Source organism: Rhodococcus sp. BH4 (genome assembly GCF_002079265.1).
Classification (GTDB): Bacteria; Actinomycetota; Actinomycetes; order Mycobacteriales; family Mycobacteriaceae; genus Rhodococcus_F; species Rhodococcus_F qingshengii.
Genome location: NZ_CP014941.1, coordinates 253,100 through 272,439 on the forward strand (window position 1 = coordinate 253,100; position 19,340 = coordinate 272,439).

The 19,340-nt window shown below is 64.6% G+C and carries 9 protein-coding genes; 6 read left to right on the plus strand and 3 right to left on the minus strand.

Going from position 1 to position 19,340, the window contains the following annotated elements:
- The 5 genes from A0W34_RS01200 to A0W34_RS01220 all read left to right on the plus strand — a co-directional run bounded on the left by A0W34_RS01200 (nucleotide 1) and on the right by A0W34_RS01220 (nucleotide 10,728).
- Entirely contained in the window at nucleotides 1-954 is a 954-nt protein-coding gene (locus A0W34_RS01200) for a cutinase family protein (protein WP_081557205.1), read from the plus strand.
- A 205-nt stretch (nucleotides 955-1,159) separates the two neighbouring features.
- The gene (locus A0W34_RS01205; RefSeq protein WP_007731815.1) at nucleotides 1,160-2,155 is read left to right on the plus strand and encodes an LLM class F420-dependent oxidoreductase; all 996 of its coding nucleotides are present in this window, start codon (nucleotides 1,160-1,162) and stop codon (nucleotides 2,153-2,155) included.
- 182 nt (nucleotides 2,156-2,337) lie between these two features.
- Nucleotides 2,338-4,227, plus strand: coding sequence for a long-chain-fatty-acid--AMP ligase FadD32 (gene fadD32, locus A0W34_RS01210; RefSeq protein WP_003943899.1), 1,890 nt, complete (start codon nucleotides 2,338-2,340; stop codon nucleotides 4,225-4,227).
- 37 nt (nucleotides 4,228-4,264) lie between these two features.
- Nucleotides 4,265-9,190 carry a polyketide synthase Pks13 gene (gene pks13 / locus A0W34_RS01215; protein ID WP_081557206.1) on the plus strand — a complete coding sequence of 1,642 codons (4,926 nt, stop codon included), beginning with the start codon at nucleotides 4,265-4,267 and terminating at the stop codon, nucleotides 9,188-9,190.
- Nucleotides 9,187-10,728, plus strand: coding sequence for an acyl-CoA carboxylase subunit beta (locus tag A0W34_RS01220; protein ID WP_003943957.1), 1,542 nt, complete (start codon nucleotides 9,187-9,189; stop codon nucleotides 10,726-10,728). The genes pks13 and A0W34_RS01220 overlap by 4 nt, the downstream gene beginning before the upstream one ends.
- Here A0W34_RS01220 and A0W34_RS01225 read toward each other — a convergent pair.
- Nucleotides 10,725-11,636 carry a LysR family transcriptional regulator gene (locus tag A0W34_RS01225; protein ID WP_030535818.1) on the minus strand — a complete coding sequence of 304 codons (912 nt, stop codon included), beginning with the start codon at nucleotides 11,634-11,636 and terminating at the stop codon, nucleotides 10,725-10,727. The genes A0W34_RS01220 and A0W34_RS01225 overlap by 4 nt on opposite strands.
- Nucleotides 11,637-11,709: 73 nt before the next feature.
- Here A0W34_RS01225 and A0W34_RS01230 point away from each other — a divergent pair, with 73 nt between their 5' ends.
- Nucleotides 11,710-12,660 carry a DMT family transporter gene (locus tag A0W34_RS01230; protein ID WP_081557207.1) on the plus strand — a complete coding sequence of 317 codons (951 nt, stop codon included), beginning with the start codon at nucleotides 11,710-11,712 and terminating at the stop codon, nucleotides 12,658-12,660.
- Here the strand turns inward: A0W34_RS01230 and A0W34_RS01235 are convergent.
- Together A0W34_RS01235 and A0W34_RS01240 are read right to left on the minus strand one after the other, a co-directional pair.
- Entirely contained in the window at nucleotides 12,657-15,959 is a 3,303-nt protein-coding gene (locus A0W34_RS01235; protein WP_030535817.1) for an arabinosyltransferase domain-containing protein, read from the minus strand. The two genes, A0W34_RS01230 and A0W34_RS01235, sit on opposite strands and share 4 nt — an antisense overlap.
- Nucleotides 15,960-16,032: 73 nt before the next feature.
- Nucleotides 16,033-19,287: an arabinosyltransferase domain-containing protein gene (locus tag A0W34_RS01240; protein WP_081557208.1), complete on the minus strand. Its 3,255-nt coding sequence runs from the start codon at nucleotides 19,285-19,287 to the stop codon at nucleotides 16,033-16,035.
- Nucleotides 19,288-19,340: the final 53 nt, after the last annotated feature.

Consider the following 19,340-nt stretch of genomic DNA (forward strand, 5'->3'; position numbering starts at 1 on the left):
ATGGCGAGGTCTGGAAAGCGTCGTGGGTGCCTGATCCCGCTGCTGATCATTCTTGTGGTCGCAGCGGTCGTGATCGGCGGTTGGTACATCCTGGCCGGGCGGGTGCCTTCGCCGACTCCGATCCCGCCGAGCCCGGAGCCTCCGGTGTCTCAGCCGGCCAGTTGCCCCGATGTCCAGGTAGTAGCCATACCGGGTACGTGGGAGTCGAGCGCTAACGACGACCCGTACAACCCGACGGCCAATCCGGCGTCGTTGATGCTGAACGTGACCCGTCCTCTGCAGGAGAAGTTCGATACTTCACGGGCCGACGTCTACACAGTTCCGTATGTCGCACAGTTTTCGAATCCGGTGGCGATCCCGCCGGACGGACAGCAGTCCTACAACAACAGTCGGGCCGCGGGAACTGCTGCCACTAACGACTTTCTGATGAAGCGGCACGCCGAGTGCCCGCTCACGAGTTACGTCCTGACCGGATTTTCCCAGGGCGCCGTGATCGCGGGTGACGTCGCCGCGAGTATCGGCGACGGTACCGGCGCGGTGCCTGCCGATCTGGTTCTGGGCGTCGGCTTGATCGCCGACGGTCGGCGCGATCCGGCGTTCGGGAACACCGTTGGCCCGAGCGTTGCCGGTGTCGGCGCCGAGCTGTCGCTGAACGGGCTGAAGCTGCCCGGTCTCACGATGACCGGCCCGAGGCCCGGCGGGTTCGGTGACCTCAACGATCGGACCTATCAGATCTGCGCGCCGAGCGACGGTATCTGCGACGCGCCGGCAGCCGCTCTCAACCCGACCAACTGGCTGAGTTCGGCGCCGCGACTGCTCGAGTACTACAACAACCCTGTGCATGCGATGTACAACTCCTTCCAAGTCGATCCGAACGGCACGACGGCCACCCAATGGATGGCACAGTGGGCTGCGGAGAAGATCGACGCTGCACCGACGCCGCCCCACAGTTGAGTCACCGCCGCACTGTTGATTCGTCACAATCGGGCGTCTCGGGAGTTCGCTCGCGGGTAATCTGCTCGTTTGGTCCCGGTAGAGTGCTGCACGGTCCGGGGGCTTCCTCTACAGTGCTGTCACGTAAGTGACTGGCGAGTAGGTTCGATTTGTCCGAGTTTGTAGTTCGAGTACGACGTACGTGTCCATCACAGGAGATCGATATATGAGTTCCACCCACGGCAGCGATGCCCTACGCAAATTTCGGTTTGCGGCCGGTGGCGAGGGCAACGCCGAAGAGGGTGGTGCGCGACGCTTCGTCAAGCTCGCGCAGAAGGCCGAGGAACTCGGCTACGACTCGTTCATGATTCCGGATCACCTGGGTAATCAGGTCGGCCCGATCGCCGCTCTCGGAGCGCTCGCGGTGGCCACCGACAAGATTCGTCTCGGCACCGCCGTGTTGGCCAACGGCTTCCGTCATCCCGCTGTGCTCGCGAAGGACGCGGCGACAATCGACGTGCTGTCCGGTGGTCGACTCGAACTCGGTATCGGTGCGGGCTGGATGAAGGAAGAGTTCGACAAGGGCGGCATCGCCTACGAGAGCCCGGGCGTTCGCATCGAGAAGCTCGAGGAGTCTCTGCAGATTCTCGACGTTCTTCTGCGCGGGCAGGAATGCACTTTCGAAGGCAAGCACTATCAGGTGCGCGGCCTCAAGGGCAGCCCGCGACCGCGGCAGGGCCCGCGGCCACCGATCATCGTGGGCGGCGGAGGCCCGAAGATGCTTGCTCTCGCGGCGAAGTACGCGGACATCATCTCGGTCGCCACACCGACCAACCGTGACGGGCGGCTTCTGCTATCCGGAATCACGATGGAAAAGACCATCGAACGTGTCGAGCGGATCCGCGAAGCTGCCGGCGAGCGTTTCGATGAGATCGAACTCAACTGGACCATCACCATGATCATGATCACCGACGATCGAGAGCAGGCTGCCGAAATGGCAATCGCCGCTCTGGACCAAGGTTTTCCGCCGAACATCGAAGTGGATCGTAAGCTGAGCGTGGAGGAGCTGTTGAACTCTCCATACCTGGCTGTGGGCACTTTCGAGGAAATCGCAGACCAGATTCGACTGGTCCGCGAGAAGACGTCGATGTCGTACGTCGGGGTCTTCCCGACGCAGATGGAAGCGTTCGCCCCGATCATCCCGTTACTGGCGGGCGAGTAGGCCGGAGAATACGGACGATGCGAATCTGTAACATATCGATGGTTTGGGATCGATGAAGTGATTCAGGTGAGTTGCGCACAAAGTGCGATTCGATTGATCGAAGATGGACCCGAGAGAGCGAAGGAAGTCTGGGGCGCAGGCATGAAAGACAGTGCTTGTGTGATCGCTTCGGAGGAGATGGAATGAACGCGCTGTTCGATGGCTTTCTCGACGAGAAGGGCCAGATCCGCCTGCAACCAGGCTTCACGCTGGTCGACTACGTCGAGCAACACTCGCGTGTCAACGCGGACGAGCTCGCGTATCGGTACATCGACTACTCACGCGAGCGTGACGGTGAAGCCCTGGAGCTGACCTGGGAGCAGTTCGGTGTGCGTCTGCGCGCTGTTGCAGCCCGTCTGCAGCAGGTCACCAAGCGTGGCGACCGTGTCGCGATTCTTGCTCCGCAGGGACTCGACTACGTCATTTCGTTCTTCGCGGCCATTCAGGCCGGTTCCATCGCGGTGCCGCTCTTCGATCCGGACGAGCCCGGTCACACCGACCGTCTTCACGCTGTTCTCGGTGACTGCAAGCCGACTGCGATTCTGACTGCCGCATCGTCGGCAGCCGGTGTTCGACAGTTGTTCCGCTCGCTTCCCGCTGCCGAGCGTCCGCGCATCATCGCCGTCGACGCGATTCCCGACACCGTCGGTGAAACGTGGGTTCGCCCCGACATCGAACTCGACGACATCGCGTACCTGCAGTACACCTCGGGTTCGACCCGAGTTCCCGCCGGTGTGGAGATCACCCATCGTGCTGTCGGAACGAACGCGCTCCAGATGGTCGACTCCATCGAACTCAACGAGGACTCACGCGGCGTCACATGGCTGCCGCTGTTCCACGACATGGGCCTGCTGACGGTCATCCTGCCTGCTCTGGGCGGCAAGTACATCACCATCATGAGCCCGCGCGCTTTCGTGCAGCGGCCGTACCGGTGGATCAAGGAACTTGCTGCGGTTTCCGACGGCGCCGGCACCTTTGCCGCCGCTCCCAACTTCGCTTTCGAGCACGCTGCCGCGCGTGGCCTGCCGAAGGACGGCGAGACCCTGGACCTGAGCAACGTCATCGGACTGATCAACGGCAGTGAGCCGGTCACGACGTCGTCGATGCGCAAGTTCAACGACGCTTTTGCTCAGTACGGTCTGCCCAAGACTGCGATCAAGCCGTCGTACGGCATGGCCGAGGCGACGCTCTTCGTCTCCTCGACCAAGCATTCCGACGAGGCCAAGGTCATCTACGTCGACCGCACGGAACTCAACAAGGGACGCATGGTCATCGTCGACCAGTACTCCGAGAACGCCATCGCACAGGTCTCCTGTGGGTACGTCTCGCGCAGTCAGTGGGCGGCGATCGTCGATCCCGAAACTCTGACCGAGGTCCCCGACAATCACGTCGGCGAGATCTGGTTGCACGGCGAGAACATCGGCATCGGCTACTGGGGTCGCCCCGACGAGACGGCGGAGACCTTCCACAACAAGCTGGACAATCGGTTGAGCGAAGACAGCCACACCGAGGGCACGCCGGCGGATGCCAACTGGATGCGTACCGGCGACTTCGGCGTCTACGTCGACGGCGAGCTGTACATCACCGGGCGCGTCAAGGACCTCGTGATCGTCGACGGTCGCAATCATTACCCGCAGGACCTCGAGGCTTCGGCTCAGGAAGCCAGCCCGGCTCTGCGCCCCGGCTTCATCGCTGCGTTTGCCGTACCGGCCAACCAGCTGCCGTCCGTCGTGTTCTCCAACACGCACTCGGGTCTGAAGTTCGACGACGACGATTCCTCGGAGCAGTTGGTCATCGTGGCCGAGCGTGCTCCCGGCGCAGGCAAGGCCGATCCGCAGCCGATCGCGGACACCGTGCGTGCGGCGATTTCTTCCCGTCACGGCGTCACGGCCCGAGACATCCTGCTCGTCCCCGCGGGCTCGATTCCGCGTACGTCCAGCGGCAAGATCGCTCGCCGCGCGTGTAAGGCGAGCTATATCGAGGGAACGTTGCGAGGCGGCTATCAGCAGACCGCATTCCCCGATAGCGTTTGAGGAGCAGTCCCTTCATGATCGGTGGCTTGGTGAGTTGATGGTTGAACAAGATGGTGCGCAGAGCAAAGACGTTGTGAGCGAGATGAGTGTCGCGCAGCTGCGTGAGTGGCTTCGCAATTGGATCGCCAACGCGACCGGTCAGCCGGCGGGTTCGATCACGGACGATCGCCCGATGGAAGAGTTCGGGCTCGCCTCGCGGGACGCAGTCGCTCTGAGCGGAGACATCGAGGATCTGCTCGGCGTCACGCTGACCGCCACGGTTGCCTATCAACACCCCACCATCGCTTCGCTGGCTACTCGGATCATCGAAGGTGAGCCCGAGGCGCCGCAGGAGACCGTCGACGCCTCGTACTACGTCTCAGGCGGCACGACGGACGCTCACGACATCGCCATCGTCGGACTGTCCACACGATTCCCCGGTGCCGGGCACACGCCTTCGGACATGTGGGAAATGCTGGCGGACGGACGCGACGGCATCAGCGACCTCCCCGAGGACCGCTGGGCCGAGTTCATGTCGGATCCCGCCATCAAGGCCGCGGTCGAGAACGCGAACACCAAGGGCGGGTACCTCGACGACGTCAAGGGCTTCGACGCCGAGTTCTTCGCGATGTCTCCGCTCGAGGTCGTCAACGTCGATCCGCAGCAGCGCCTCGCACTCGAACTCGCGTGGGAAGCACTCGAGCACGCTCGCATTCCGGCCAGTGGGCTCAAGGGCAAGCAGGTCGGTGTTTTCATCGGCAGTTCCGCCAACGACTACCAGTTGCTCGCGGTCAGTGATCCGACGACGGCGCATCCGTACGCGTTGACCGGAACGTCGACGGCGATCGTCGCGAACCGGGTCTCGTACTTCTTCGACTTCCGTGGACCGTCCATCGCTCTGGACACCGCGTGTTCGTCTTCGCTGGTTGCCGTTCACGAGGCTGTGCGCTCGCTGCGCAGCGGTGACTCCAACATCGCGCTGGCCGGTGGCGTCAACATGCTGCTGGCCCCTCCCGGAACCCTCGGTTTCGATCAGACCGGGATGCTCGCTCCCGACGGAAAACTGCGTGCCTTCTCCGCTCAGGCTCAGGGCATCGTTCGCAGTGAGGGCGGCGGACTCGTCGTGCTCAAGCGTCTCGAAGACGCCGAGCGTGACGGAGATTCCATCCTCGCGGTGATCGCCGGATCCGCGGTCAACCAGGACGGCCGTTCCAACGGTCTGCTCGCACCCAATCCCGATGCCCAGGCCGACGTGTTGCGTTTCGCGTACCGCGACGCCGGAATCTTGCCGACCACCGTCGACTACATCGAGGCGCACGGAACGGGTACCGATCTCGGTGATCCCATCGAGGCCGACGCGCTCAGTCGTGTCGTCGGTCGTGGTCGTGTCGACGACAAGCCGGCACTGCTCGGTAGCGCGAAGACCAACTTCGGGCACCTGGAAGCAGCTGCAGGTGCCGCCGGCCTGATCAAGGTCGTTCTGGCGATGCAGGAAAACAAGATTCCCGCGACGATCAACTACCTGGGCCCGAACCCGCACATCGACTTCGAGAAGTCGCACCTGCAGGTGACGCCCGAGGCCACCGACTGGCCGCGTTACACCGGCAAGGCTGTCGCCGGTGTCTCCGGTTTCGGTTTCGGTGGAACCAACGCGCACGTCGTGGTCAAGGAGTACGTGCCTGCCGAGACGGTAGTGGATGCCCCTGTCGCCGATGCACCTGTGGAAGACGAGAGCACCGTTGTGCTGGCTGTGTCCGGCGCGCTGCCGTCGCGTCGTCGCCGCGCAGCCGCTGATCTGGCCGACTGGCTCGAAACCGAAGAGGGAAGCAAGACGCCCCTCGCCGACGTCGCCCGCACACTCGCGCGTCGCAACCACGGACGCTCGCGCGCCGCTGTTCTGGCGAAGACGCGCTCCGAGGCCATCAGCTCGCTGCGCGCCGTCGCCGCAGGCAAGCCTGCTCAAGGAGTCTTCTCCGCCGACTCGCCGTCGCCCAAGGGCGCGGTGTGGGTGTTCTCGGGCTTCGGCTCGCAGCACCGCAAGATGGCCAAGCAGCTCTACACGGAGAACTCGGCCTTCAAGGCGGCCGTCGACGAGGTCGACGCGCTGATCCAGGACGAGGCCGGTTACTCGATGGTCGAGATGTTCCTCGACGATTCGATCGAGTACAACGTCGAGACCGCGCAGGTGGGAATCTTCACCATCCAGGTCGGTCTGGCCGCGTTGCTGCGTCACCACGGCGCCGAGGCCGAAGCCGTGGTTCCGCACTCGATGGGTGAGGCCGCTGCCGCATACGTGTCCGGTGGTCTGAACCTGGAAGACGCTGTGCGCGTGATCTGTTCACGTTCACGGCTGATGGGTGAGGCCGAGGGCGCACTCGTCGGTGACGACATCCGTCTGATGGCTCTGCTCGAGTACAGCGCATCCGAGATCGAGGCGCTACTGCCCACGTACCCCAAGCTCGAGGTCTGTGTTTACGCAGCTCCGACGCACACGGTGATCGGTGGACCACAGCCGGACATCGAGGCGATCGTCGCGGCCGCCGAGGCCGACGGCAAGATGGCGCGTGTCCTGCAGACCAAGGGTGCCAGCCACACCTCACAGGTCGATCCGTTGCTCGGCGAGCTTGCCGCGGAGTTGGCCGGTATCGAGCCGACCACGTTGAAGCTCGGCGTCTACTCGTCCGTCGACAAGGACACTTTCTACCGTCCCGGTCACGAGCCGATCCATCAAGAGGCGTACTGGGTCAAGGGTCTTCGCCACAGCGTGTACTTCACCAATGCGGTACGCGGTGCAGTTGCCCACGGCCACACCACTTTTGTCGAGCTTGCACCCAACCCGGTGACGCTGATGTCGGTGGCGGCTACCGCTTTCGATTCGGGCCTGCACGACATGGAGCTCATCCAGACGCTCAAGCGTAAGGAAGACGAGTCCGCGGGTGTTCTTGCCGCTCTCGCGCAGCTGTACGTGCACGGCCATGCCGTGAACCTCGAGTCTCTGCTTCCCGCAGGCGATTTCGCTTCGGTTCCGCGTACCGCATTCCTGCGTAAGCCGTATTGGCTCGACATTCGCGTCAGTGCCGGCGGTTCGGCTCGCGTACCCGGTTCGCACGTCGCTCTGCCCGACGGCCGCCACGTGTGGGAGGTCGACGCATCCGCCGTCACCGATCTGGCTGTGCTCGTGAGCGCCGCTGCCGGACAGGTGCTCTCGGATGTCGCTCTCACCGCTGCCGTTCCCCATGGTGAGCTGGCCGGCGCTGCGACCCTGACCACGACACTCAATCCGCATCCGGGTGGAGCGTCGGTGCAGGTGCACGCTCGTGAGGGTGCTACGTTCCGTCTGCTCTTCGACGCCGTCGTCACGTCGGGTGAGCCGCTGCCCGAGCTGGTCGTCAGCGCGCCGGTCAAGACCAGTGCGCCGATGGAATCCCTGGCCGAGGTCGTCGAAGACGCCGGAGACAAGTGGGATCCGAACGGTTCGCAGAGCCTCGACGACCGCCTCAAGATCGTGGTAGCCGAGTCGATGGGGTACTCGCCGGAGGACCTGCCGGCCGAGGTTCCGCTCATCGAACTGGGTCTCGACTCGCTCATGGCGATGCGTATCAAGAACCGCGTCGAGTACGAGTTCGACATTCCGCAGCTCCAGCTCCAGGCAGTCAAGGATGCGAGCCTCAACGAGGTCAACAAGTACCTGCGCTACGCGATCGACAATCGCGAAGAGGTTCAGGCGATGGCCGACAAGCAGGCCGCGGAGAAGTTGGCGGCCGACGCTGCTGACGAGGACGTTGCTCCCGCAGAGGTGGCAGTGGAACTACCTACCACTGCTCCGGTTGCTGCTGCGCCTTCCGATCCTTCTCGAGCCGGAACTGCCGACGACGCAGGCTCGGACGTTCCGCCGCGAGATGCGGCCGAGCGCTTGACGTTTGCGACGTGGGCGGTTGTCACCGGGAAGTCGGCCAAGGGCATCTTCAACGATCTGCCGATCGTCGGTGACGAGGTCGCCGAGAAGCTTGCTGCTCGGCTTTCCGAGCGTGCCGGCGGCGAGATCACTCTCGACGACGTTCTCGACTCCACCACCATCGAAGAGCTTGCGGACGTCGTTCGCCAGTACCTCGAGGACGACGGCAAGATCGACGGACTCGTACGTACTCTGCGTGCCCGTCCCGAAGGTTCCACTGCCGTACCGGTATTCGTCTTCCATGCTGCCGGTGGTTCGACGGTGACGTACGAGCCTCTGCTCAAGCGCCTGCCCGCCGGCACGCCGATGTACGGATTCGAGCGGGTCGAGGGCTCGATCGAAACCCGCGCTGCTGCTTACGTTCCGCTGCTGCGTGAGATCCAGGGCGACGGGCCGTACGTGCTGTGTGGCTGGTCGTTCGGTGGCGTGATGTCGTATGCGGTCGCGAAGTTGCTGCGCGAGCAGGGCGCCGACGTGCGTGTGGTCGGGCTGCTCGACACCGTCATGGCCGGCGAGGTCGTGCCGGACACCGAGGCGGAACGACGCAAGCGTTGGGAGCGCTACGGCAAGTTCGCCAAGCGCACCTACAACCTGGATGTGCCGCTGCCGCTTGACGTTCTGGCTTCCACCGAAGCCGACGAGGATCAGATCCAGATCTTGATGGACATGATCAAGATGAGCGGCGCCAAGATTCCCGGCGGCATCATCGAGCATCAGCGGACGTCGTGGTTGGACAATCGCGCCATCCAGACGGCCGAGTTCAGCAGTTACGACGGCGACGTCGTGCTCTACACGGCTGACAAGTACCACGACGAGCTGATGACGCTCGAGCCTGCATTCAAGACCCGCAAGGCGGATGGTGGCTGGGGTGACTACGTGAAGAACCTCGAGGTCGTCTACATCGGCGGGGACCACCTGCAGATCGTCGACGAGCCGTACATCGCGAAGGTTGCGGCAGACCTCACCACCAAGCTGGCCCAGATTGAGACAGCTCAGACCAAAGCAGCGGAAACCGGAGTTCAGAAGTGACGACAACCACCGCGGAGAAGCTCGCTGAACTCCGCGAAAAGTTGGAGAAGGCAAAGGAACCCGGCTCGGCTCGGGCCATTGCCAAGCGCGATGCAGCAGGGCACAGCACGCCGCGCCAGCGCATCGACATGTTGCTCGACCCCGGTAGCTTCATCGAGATCGGTGCCCTGGTGAAGATGGCGGGCGAGGGCAACCCGTACAGCGACGGCGTCATGACCGGTCACGGAACCGTCGACGGGCGTCCGGTAGCCGTGTTCGCGCACGATCAGACGGTGTTCGGCGGTGCCGCCGGAGAGATGTTCGGCCGTAAGGTCGCAGCTGTCAACGATTTTGCGCTGAAGGTGGGCTGCCCGGTCGTCGGTATCAACGATTCCGGTGGAGCTCGCATCCAGGACGCCGTTTCCTCGTTGGCCTGGTACGCCAACATGGGTTCACGTCAGGAGCCGTTGTCCGGCCTGTGCCCGCAGATCTCGGTCATCCTCGGTAAATGCGCCGGCGGTGCCGTGTACGCCCCGATCAACACGGACGTCGTGGTCGCGACCGAAGAGTCGTACATGTTCGTCACCGGACCCGACGTCATCAAGTCGGTCACCGGCGAAGAGGTCAGCCTCGAGGACTTGGGTGGAGCCCGCAAGCAGGCGGAGTACGGAAACATCCATCACGTCGCTCCCGACGAGAAGGCTGCCTTCGACTGGGTGCGTGAGTACCTGAGCTTCATGCCGTCGTCGTGCCAGGAGAAGGCGCCGCTGATCAACCCGGGCCTCGAACCCGAGATCACCGAGTCGGATCTCGAACTCAATGCGTTCATGCCGGATGCCGACAATGCCGGCTACGACATGCACGACATCATTCTGCGGATCTTCGACGACGGCACTTTCCACGAAATCGGAGCCCAGGTCGCGCACAACGTGATCACCGGATTCTCCCGCGTCGACGGCCTGCCCGTCGGTGTCGTGGCCAACCAGCCCACGTACCTCAGTGGCGCCCTCGACGCGGACAGCTCCGACAAGGCAGCCCACTTCGTGCGCCTGTGCGACGCCTTCAACATCCCGCTCGTCTTCGTCGTCGACACACCGGGCTTCCTTCCCGGCGTCGATCAGGAAAAGGTCGGCGTCATCAAGCGCGGCGGGCGTTTCCTGTTCTCGTACATCGAAGCCACTGTGCCGAAGGTGACCGTGGTGGTTCGTAAGGCGTACGGCGGCGGTTATGCCGTCATGGGCTGCAAGCAGCTCGGTGCCGACATCAACCTCGCGTGGCCGACCGCTCGTATCGCCGTGATGGGCGCCGAGGGTGCCGTCAACATCATGGGGCGGCGTCAGCTCGCCGAGGCCGGCGAGAATGCACCCGCGGTGCGTGCTCAGCTGATCAACTTCTACAACGAGTTCGTCGCGACGCCGTACATCGCGGCCGAGCGCGGATACATCGACGCGGTGATCGAGCCTTCGCAGACGCGTCTCGAGATCCGTAAGGCTCTGAAGTTGCTCGCGGACAAGACGATCTTCAAGAACCCGCGCAAGCACAACTTGATGCCGCTCTAGTTCTTTTTGTCACCGAGGGCGTCGAACTGGCGGCGTAGCGCTTCTATCGCCGCCAGGACGGCCGGCCTTTCGCTGTCGGTCCGCCAGGCGAGGTAAATGTCTCGGCCGAGCGGCGGAAGGGTGTCGAGCATTCGAACACCTTCCGGCGGTACAACTCTCGCCAGACGTGGAATCAATGCGACGGCGAGGCCCTGAGCGACGAATTCGACCTGGGTGGGAAACTCGGCGACCTCGTACTCGATTCGTGGGTCGAACCCCTGCGCGCGCAATGTCCGGACGGTGAAGGTGTGAAAGTCCGTTCCCCGGGTCCACGTCGCCCAGGCATGCTCGGACAGCTCGCTGAGCGCGACGACCTTGTTCTCCGCCAGCGGATGTGACGCCGGGAGAGCGAGCAGCGCCACGTCGTCGTACACGGGCGTGAAGGAGAGTCCGTCGGGAAGTTCGACGGGCAGAGTGCTCCAACTGTCGACCACCACGACGTCGAGGTCGCGGCGAATCAGTGCGGGGAGCAGTTCTTCGGATTCGCCTTCGTTGAAGGTGATTTCGAGCTGCGGGTGCGCATGCCTGATTTCGGCGATGGCTCGCGGCAGCACCGTCCTGCTGGGGGAGACCAGGGCGCCGATACGTACGCGGCCCGTCACCTCGCTCTGCAGCGACGCGATTTCCGCCTCGGCCTGGGCGAGCGTCGAGAGAACCTCTGCGGTTCGGCGCGCGAGGATTCGGCCCGCTTCTGTGAGTCGCACACCGCGGCCCTGCGGTTCGAGGAGCGGAACACCGACCTCTCGCTCGAGCTTGTTCAACTGCTGCGAAATCCCGGAGGGTGTGACATGCAAGGTGCGGGCGGCAGCCGCCACTGATCCGTTCTCGGCGACGGCGTGCAGGGCGCGAAGTCTTTCGAGATTCAACACAGTAGTAATGCTACCGAATATACGGTCTGAACATTTGCTTGTGCTGAATAGTTAGCGGCAGGAACATTGTCGAGTGACCACACTGACCTCCGCGACCGCGCAGACATCGACACCCACCCGAACTCCTCGGGGGCGCATCGACCCTCGACTGCTGGTCGTCGGAGGCGCAGCTGCGATCTCGATCAGTTCGCTCCTCATCAAGCTGGCCGATGTGGGGCCCTCGACCGCCGTCTTCTTCCGTTGCTTCCTGGCCTTGCCGCCGCTGTTGTGGTTGGCGTGGCGGGAGTACCGCCGGGTGGGCAAGCCGAGCCGGCGGGCAGTCGTTCTGCAGGTGCTCGGCGGTCTGCTGCTCGGGCTGGATTTCGCGTTGTGGTCACAGTCGATTCTGATGATCGGCGCGGGGATGGCGAGCGTCGTCGTGAACGTGCAGGTGGTCGTGGTGCCCGCACTGTCCTGGTTGGTGTTCGGCAATCGGGTGCCGATGCGGTTCGTCTTCGCCCTGCCGTTCATGTTCACGGGAATCGCCTTGGCGGGCGGCGTGTTCGGGGGTGGGGGAACCGGCGACGACTTGCTGTGGGGAACGGCGCTCTCGCTCGTCTCCGGAATCGCCTACGGCGGCTACATCTTCGTGGTCGGCCGGACGGGCGAGGCGGATCGGGCAGCGAGCCAGGTGTTGATCTCGACGACGTCCGCGGGCATCGCCGGGTCCGTCATCGGATCACTGTGGGGCCGGATCGATTTCGTCCCGGGCTGGGAAGCCTTCGGCTGGCTCGCGGCACTGGCACTGGTCGGCCAGGTGTTCGGCTGGATGCTGATGGGGCACTCGCTCCCTCGGCTTCCCGCCGAGGTGGGCGCGACGCTCCTGCTCATGCAACCGGTCCTCGCCGTACTGCTGGCGGTCGTGCTGCTCGGCGAACGGCCAGGCGTTGGGCAACTACTCGGGTGCGTCGTCGTTGTCGGAGCGGTCTCTGCCGTCTCCGTACGTCGCACCCGAGCAGTCACCCGAGTAGGTAGCGCAGGCTAGTGCACCCGCATCTCGCCGGGCATCCACATGCCCGAGCGGGTTGCGGTGCCCGTCTCCACCTCTGCCGGAACAGCATTCGGGAAGTACCGGTCGTACCGCTCGAGTGATCCCCAGTCCCGCGCCCAGTCGTCCTTCAGGTACGTCGGAACCGTCGTCGCACCGGCAAGAACCTCGGTGAATCCGAGCGGGCCACCGTTGTCCGCGGACTGCCAGGTGTCGGTGGAACTGACCGCAAGAGGACGGTCCGGGAGGATGCGGAAGTTCGGCATCTCGGCCACGCCGTTCTGATGTGTGAACGGACGTTGGCACGGGAACTGAAGGCCGACAGCCCAGTCCAGAAGCACCGGCTGCTCGTTGCCGATGTACGAGTTCAGGGACTCGAGCTTGGGCACGCGCGGCGGCGTGAATGCCATCCACTGATCGCCCGTGAGATTGGGATCGAACGCGACCACCCGAACGGCGTCGGCGTCCGGCGCGAGTTCGTCGATCGGGATACGGACGTTGCGCCACGACGGCGCGGGTCCGATGTCTCGCGGCATGTACGAACCCTGAACCTGCACGGTTCCGTCGGGCTGAGTCTTGCCGTACTCGACCAGCAGTGACTGGCCGTACGTGATCGCACCCGTGTTGTCGACAGACCACACACGCCCGGCGACGGACATGACCACCAGCGGTGATTCTTCACTGCGAGTGGGCAATCCGTACCAACTCGAGATGAGGGAAGCAGGTTCCTGCACGCCGGGCTGGTAGCTGCCCATGACCGGTGTCTTCGACGGATCGAGGCCGAAGGGGAGCTTGGCCGTGCTGCCGTTGACGCCGACGTTGCCGGTGCCGCCGCTGGTTCCGGCACCGGAACCGGTGGCGAAGGTGGGACCGACACTCTGGCTGTCGGTATTGCCCATGCCCTGCTTGACTTCGATGTAATCCGCAGTCAGATCGCTGGGAACCCCATTGGGGGAGAAGCCCTTCGAATCAACTCCCGACAACGGATCCTCGGCGTTGAATCCGGGAGCGGTCAGAGGCCGCAGATTCCCGGAATTGACGTCGGTCTCGACCAGAACGTCCTCGGCCATGCCGCAGGTCTTGCCCGCGAGTGCCTCGATGTTGCTTCGGCCCAGCGAGTACGCCGGGTACTGCGACACCGCGCCCTTGAGCAGCGAGAGCACCTCGAACAGGACCATCAGACCGGCAATCACGGTGAGGGGAGCGGCCGCGAACTTGCGAATTCGTCTGCCCTTGGCCGTGTTCGGCTTCTCGGGCGGGGCGGCAAATCCCTCACGCAGGTACTGCCAGGCGGCAAAGGCCAAGGCGAGAGCAAAGAGCGCGAGGAACAGGGTGTTGGATTCACGGCCGTCGTAGGAGATGGTCTTGTCGAACCACGGCACGCCGTAACTCGAGACGTACCAGTAGCCGTTGATGCCGGCGAACGTCAACGCGAGCATCAGGAGCAGTCCGGCCACGAACACCGATCGGTTACGACGCGAGCGCAGGGCGGACGCGGACACGGCCACGGCGGTCAGCGCGGCGAGAGAACCGGCGATGCCCGCGTACGCACCGAAGTGGTGAGTCCACTTGGTGGGGTTGAACATCATCAGGAACATCGTGCCGAAGACGACGCCGACCAGGCGCCACGACGGACCGGTTGCCGCGCCGGGGACGCGGCCGCGGCGCAACAACACGAAGAGCGTCGTGAAGAGGCACAGGATCATCGTCAAGAACGCGAAGCGTCGGGCAACCGAGCCGTCGACCGTCTGGACGAAGAGGTAGTAGTAGCGCAGGAAGTCCTGGTACCACTCGAGATTGGGGCCGATGATCGTTCGGACGCGCGTGGCTTCCATGACACCGGCAAAGGTCTGGTCGGCGAAGATGACGACCAGCACGATGGTTCCGGCAGCGGCGATCGGAGCGAGAAGCGGCAGTGTGCCGACCAGTCGGTGACGTTTGACGACGATGCGCACCAACGGGCGCACACCGGCGAGAAGGGCTGCGATACACATCAATCCGGTGGGTGCGGCGGCAAGAGTGAAGGCGCCGATCAAGATTGCCGTGGCCGCGGGCAGCAGACGTCCGGTGGCGATGGCGCGCTCGATGGAGCACCAGGTGAGCAGTGCGCCGAGAGCCACGATGGGCTCGGGGCGAAGACCGTTGTTGTACGCCAGCCAGAAGGACAGGAACACCAGCCCGCCGGTCCAGAGGGCGACGTTGCTCCGGCGAACCGCCCGGCCGAGACGCGGGACGACCTCGCGGCTGATGACCATCCAGCAGAGGATTCCGGCGAGCAGAGCGGGCAGACGCATGAACGGGCTCGCGGTCGAGATCTTCGCCATCACGGCCAGGACTTCGTAGTACCAGCCGAACGGGGCCTCGGGAACGCCGAACCAACGGAAGTAGTTGGCCATGTATCCCGCGTCCGGCGAGACTCGGGCCATGGTCAGGAGATAGCCGTCGTCGGCGGTGTTCGCGCCGATGAAGTGCCACACGACGAGCGTGCCGACCACCACTCCGTCGATACCGGAGAACTTCCACCAGCGTGCGGGCAGGAAGCGTCGGTGCTTGCGGCCGTCGGTGCCGTCGAGGCGAGCCAGGGCGACCAGCGCGACGATGGTCGAGAGGACTGCCACGATCATCGCGACCAGCTTCAAGACGCTGGGGCTCGACGAGAAACGTGAGTCGATCGTCATCGAGAAGCCGAGGCCCTCGGGGGCAGCGCCGTCGGGCAGGTCGCTGAAGACGCCGACCACCTGCGGGCGGAAGTCGCCGTCGAGCTGGCCACGAATCGGGTTGCCGTCGGGATAGGTCAGTCCGACGAACTCTGCCGTGGTTCGGTTGACGTCAGAGCTGAACGCGATGGCGCCACAGCGACTGGACTCGACGTCCTCGCGTGCCGCCGAAGCGACGACGACGTTGCGATCGAGCACGTCGACGCTCGTCGCGGACACCCGGACGAACATCGACGACAGTGCCGCGCCGTCGCCCTGTGCAGGTGCCGTCGACAGCAAGATGCCGCCGCCCTCCGGCAGCGAGCTGACCGCGGTACAGGGGATCGACGCGTTGACGTCGATGGGAACCTGCGCCATCAGCGGTGCCTCGACGTCGCCGATCACGCCGTTCTGCGGCCAGTTGACCGAAGCCGTCGTCTGCACGACGGGAAGCAGCGGAGTTGCCAGTGCGAGCACGAAGCCGAGCAAGCCGGCGATGATCGCGACCCATCGCGTGCGATGGAAACGCTCGCGGGCATCCTGACCAGCAGGAGGCGGCGAACTCGAAGTCTGAGGTGAAGCTGTCACGGCGTCGGGCACGGCTACCGATGGTATGTCAGGGCTGAGCGTGGACCTACCGTGCCTGGGTGGTTGGTAGGTCCACGCGTAACAGTTACGACTGGTAACGAATCGGGCCCGGTGTCCAGGTGCCCGATCGGGTCTCGGTGGTGACGTTCATTTGCGCGGGAACCGCGTCCGAATCGAGCGGTGTGTACTGCTCGAGCGATCCCCAGTCACGATCCCAGTCGTTGTCCAGATAGGTCGGCAATGCCCTGGCCGAGAGCAGTTCGGTGGTCCAGCCGAGCGGTCCGCCGCCGTAGTGGTCCTGCCAGGCGTTGGTGGACTCCGCGCCGATGCGGTCGGGCAGGATGCGCCAGTCGGGGATCTCGGCGACGCCGTACAGGTGATCCACCGGACGTTGGCACGGGAAGGCCAGACCGACAGCCCAGTCCATCAGCACGGGATCGGTGGATCCGACGACGTCCTGCAGCGTGCGCATGGTCGGCACTCGTGGCGGTGTGACCGCCAGCCACTGGTCGGCGCTGATGTCGGTGTCACTGGCCACCAGACGCACGGTGTCGGCGTCGGCGGGCAGCTGATCCATCGGAACGCGCAGGTTGCGCCACGACGGCGACGGGCCGATGTCGATCGGATCGACTCGTCCCAGCGCGTCGACGCTTCCGTCGGCCTGCTTCTTGCCGTACTCGACCTGCAGCACTGCGCCGGGGGTGACGATGCCGTCGGAGTTGACGTAGCGGATGCGTCCGGCGGCCGCGACGGTCAGGAGCGGTGCGGCGTCGTTGCGCTCGGGTAGTGAGTACCAACCGGTGGTCAGCGACGCGTTCTGGGGTGCTCCGTAACTACCGAGCACCGGGGTTTTTGCGGGGTCGAGCCCGAACGGGAGCGCGACGTTGCTGCCGTTGACGCCGGCCGTCGACTGCGAGCCACCGGCGGTGCCGGATCCGGTTCCCGGCGTGGTGGTGCCGGACTGCGAGGTCGAGGTGTCGAGGCTGTTTGCACTGCCTGCTGTCGAGTCCTCGGCGTCGGCCGTGAGGTCGCCTGCAACCCCGTCCGGCGAGAACCCGGTTGATTCGCTCGCACCGAATGCACCCGCGCCGGCGAGATCGGTGGGCCGATCCGTCAATTGCAGAACGCCGGCGTTCGGATCGGACTCGACGAGTACCTCACCCGCGAGACCGCAGCTTCCGCCGAAGACGGATTCGATGTTGGACTTGCCGATCGAATACGCGGGGTACTGCGCGACCGCGCCCTTGAGCAGGGACAGCACCTCGAACAGCACGACCGCTCCGGCCGCGATGGTCAACGGTGACGGGGCGAGAAGGCGAAGTCGCCTGGTCTTCTTGACGCTGTCCTCTGTGCCGTTTCGCCGGCGCGGCTCCATGACGTGGTACCACGCGGCCAGCAGCAGCGCGAGAATCGTGAGGCCGAGGAAGGCCGTCGAGAATCCCTTGCCGGCGATTGACGGCGGCTTGTCCCACCACGGGACGCCGTAACTCGAGACGTACCACCAGCCGTTGGAGCTCGTGAACGCCACAGCGAGGATGAACAGGATGCCCGCGGCGAACAGCGCGCGGTTTCGTTTGGAACGCATGCTCGACGCACTCACACCGACGGCGGCAAGGACGGCCACCGTGGCGGCCAGACCGGCGTACACACCGAAGTGGTGAGTCCACTTGGTGGGGGTGAACTGCATCAGGAGCAGCGACGCGAACACGATGCCGAGGATTCGGCGCGAGGGCCCGATAGCGGTGCCCGGGATCCGGCCCTTGCGCAGGATCATCATGACGCAGAAGACGAGTCCGACGATCATGACGAACATGCCGAAGCGGCGGGCCAGTGAGCCGTCGGGGGAGATGGTCATCAGTGCGTCCCAACGCAACCGTTCCTCGAACCACGGAACGTTCGGCCCGACGGCCGTTCGCACTCTGGTCGATTCGAGAACTGTCGCGAGGGTTTGATCTGCGAAGACCGCGACGAGCACCACGGTTCCGGCGGCGAGAATTGGCATGATCTGGGACAGGAAGCCGACGCGTTTGCCGCGGGCGATCAGGATCTGCAGGATCGGCCTGGCTCCGGCGATCAGCGCGCCGATGGCGATCAGCCCGGAAGGCCCGGCGGCCAGCGAGAATGCGGCGATCAGCACGGCCATCGCGGCGGGCAACAGACGTCCGGTGGCGATGGCGCGTTCGATGGAGCACCACGTGAGCAGGGCGCCGAGGGCGATGATGGGCTCGGGACGCAGGCCGTTGTTGTACGGCAACCAGAAGGCGAGGAACACGAGCCCGCCGGTCCAGATGGCAACCTTGTTGCGGCGCACCGCAACACCGAGTCGCGGGATCACCTCGCGGCTGATCACCATCCAACACAGAATGCCGGCGATCAGCGCGGGCAGGCGCATCCACATGCTCGCGGTGCTGACCTTAGCGAACAGTGCCAGCACGTCGTAGTACCAACCGAACGGCGCTTCGGGGACTCCGAACCAGCGGAAGTAATTGGCCATGTACCCGGAGTGCTCCGAGACTCGGGCCATGCCGAGCAGGTAACCGTCGTCGGAAGTGTTGGCGCCGAACACATGCCACAGCGCCAGCGTGCCGATAACCAGGGCGTCGATGCCGGTGAACTTCCACCATCGCGCCGGCAGGAACCGCCGCGCACGACGGCCGTCGACGCCGTCGATCCGGTGCAGTGCGTACAGCGAGACGATGGTCGAGAGTGCCGCCACGATCATCGCGAACAGTTTGAGAAGTGTGGGGCTGGACGAGAACCGGGAGTCGACGTCCATGTGGGCGGACAGTCCGGCGGGCGCTGCGCCCTGCAGGTCGGTGAAGATGCCGACAACCTGTGGGCGGTAGTCACCGGTCAGGGTGGTGCCGACGCCGTCGATTCCGGTGACCGCCGCGACGGTCTGCTCGGAGTTGGTCGTGATGGTGATCGCCGTGCACCCGCTCAGTTGATCGAGCGGGGTCGAGATCAATACCGAATCGCGGGTGAGTGCTTCGAGGCGGTCGGCAGTGGTGCGGACGGTGAGGCCGCGGGCGTTTCGGTCCGGCGCCCCGTTCGGCATGGTCGAGAGCAGTGTGCCGCCGCTGCCGCCCAACTGGCCGAGAGTGGAACAGGGGATGCTGATGTCGAGCGATGTGGGCGAGTAGGAGATAAGCGGCGACGAAACGCTGTTGACGGTCCCACCCTGCGGCCAGTCGATGCTCGCGGCTTCCTGCTTGACGGGCAGGAAGGGCGTCGCGAATGCAAGAAGCAGGCCAAGAAGGCCGGTGACTATCGCGATGAGTCGTGCCGTCCGGACTCGCTGGGAATCCGATTCTCGGGGAGCTTCGGGGCCAGTGGGCACGGGTTTCGGGGGCACTACTACTTCAGACGGCACAAGGAACGATGTTAGGCGAG

Coding starts and splice junctions, on each gene's coding strand:
- A0W34_RS01200 (WP_081557205.1), top strand. CDS start 1: ATGGCGAGGTCTGGAAAGCGTCGTGGGTGCCTGATCCCGCTGCTGATC.
- A0W34_RS01205 (WP_007731815.1), top strand. CDS start 1,160: ATGAGTTCCACCCACGGCAGCGATGCCCTACGCAAATTTCGGTTTGCG.
- fadD32 (WP_003943899.1), top strand. CDS start 2,338: ATGAACGCGCTGTTCGATGGCTTTCTCGACGAGAAGGGCCAGATCCGC.
- pks13 (WP_081557206.1), top strand. CDS start 4,265: ATGGTTGAACAAGATGGTGCGCAGAGCAAAGACGTTGTGAGCGAGATG.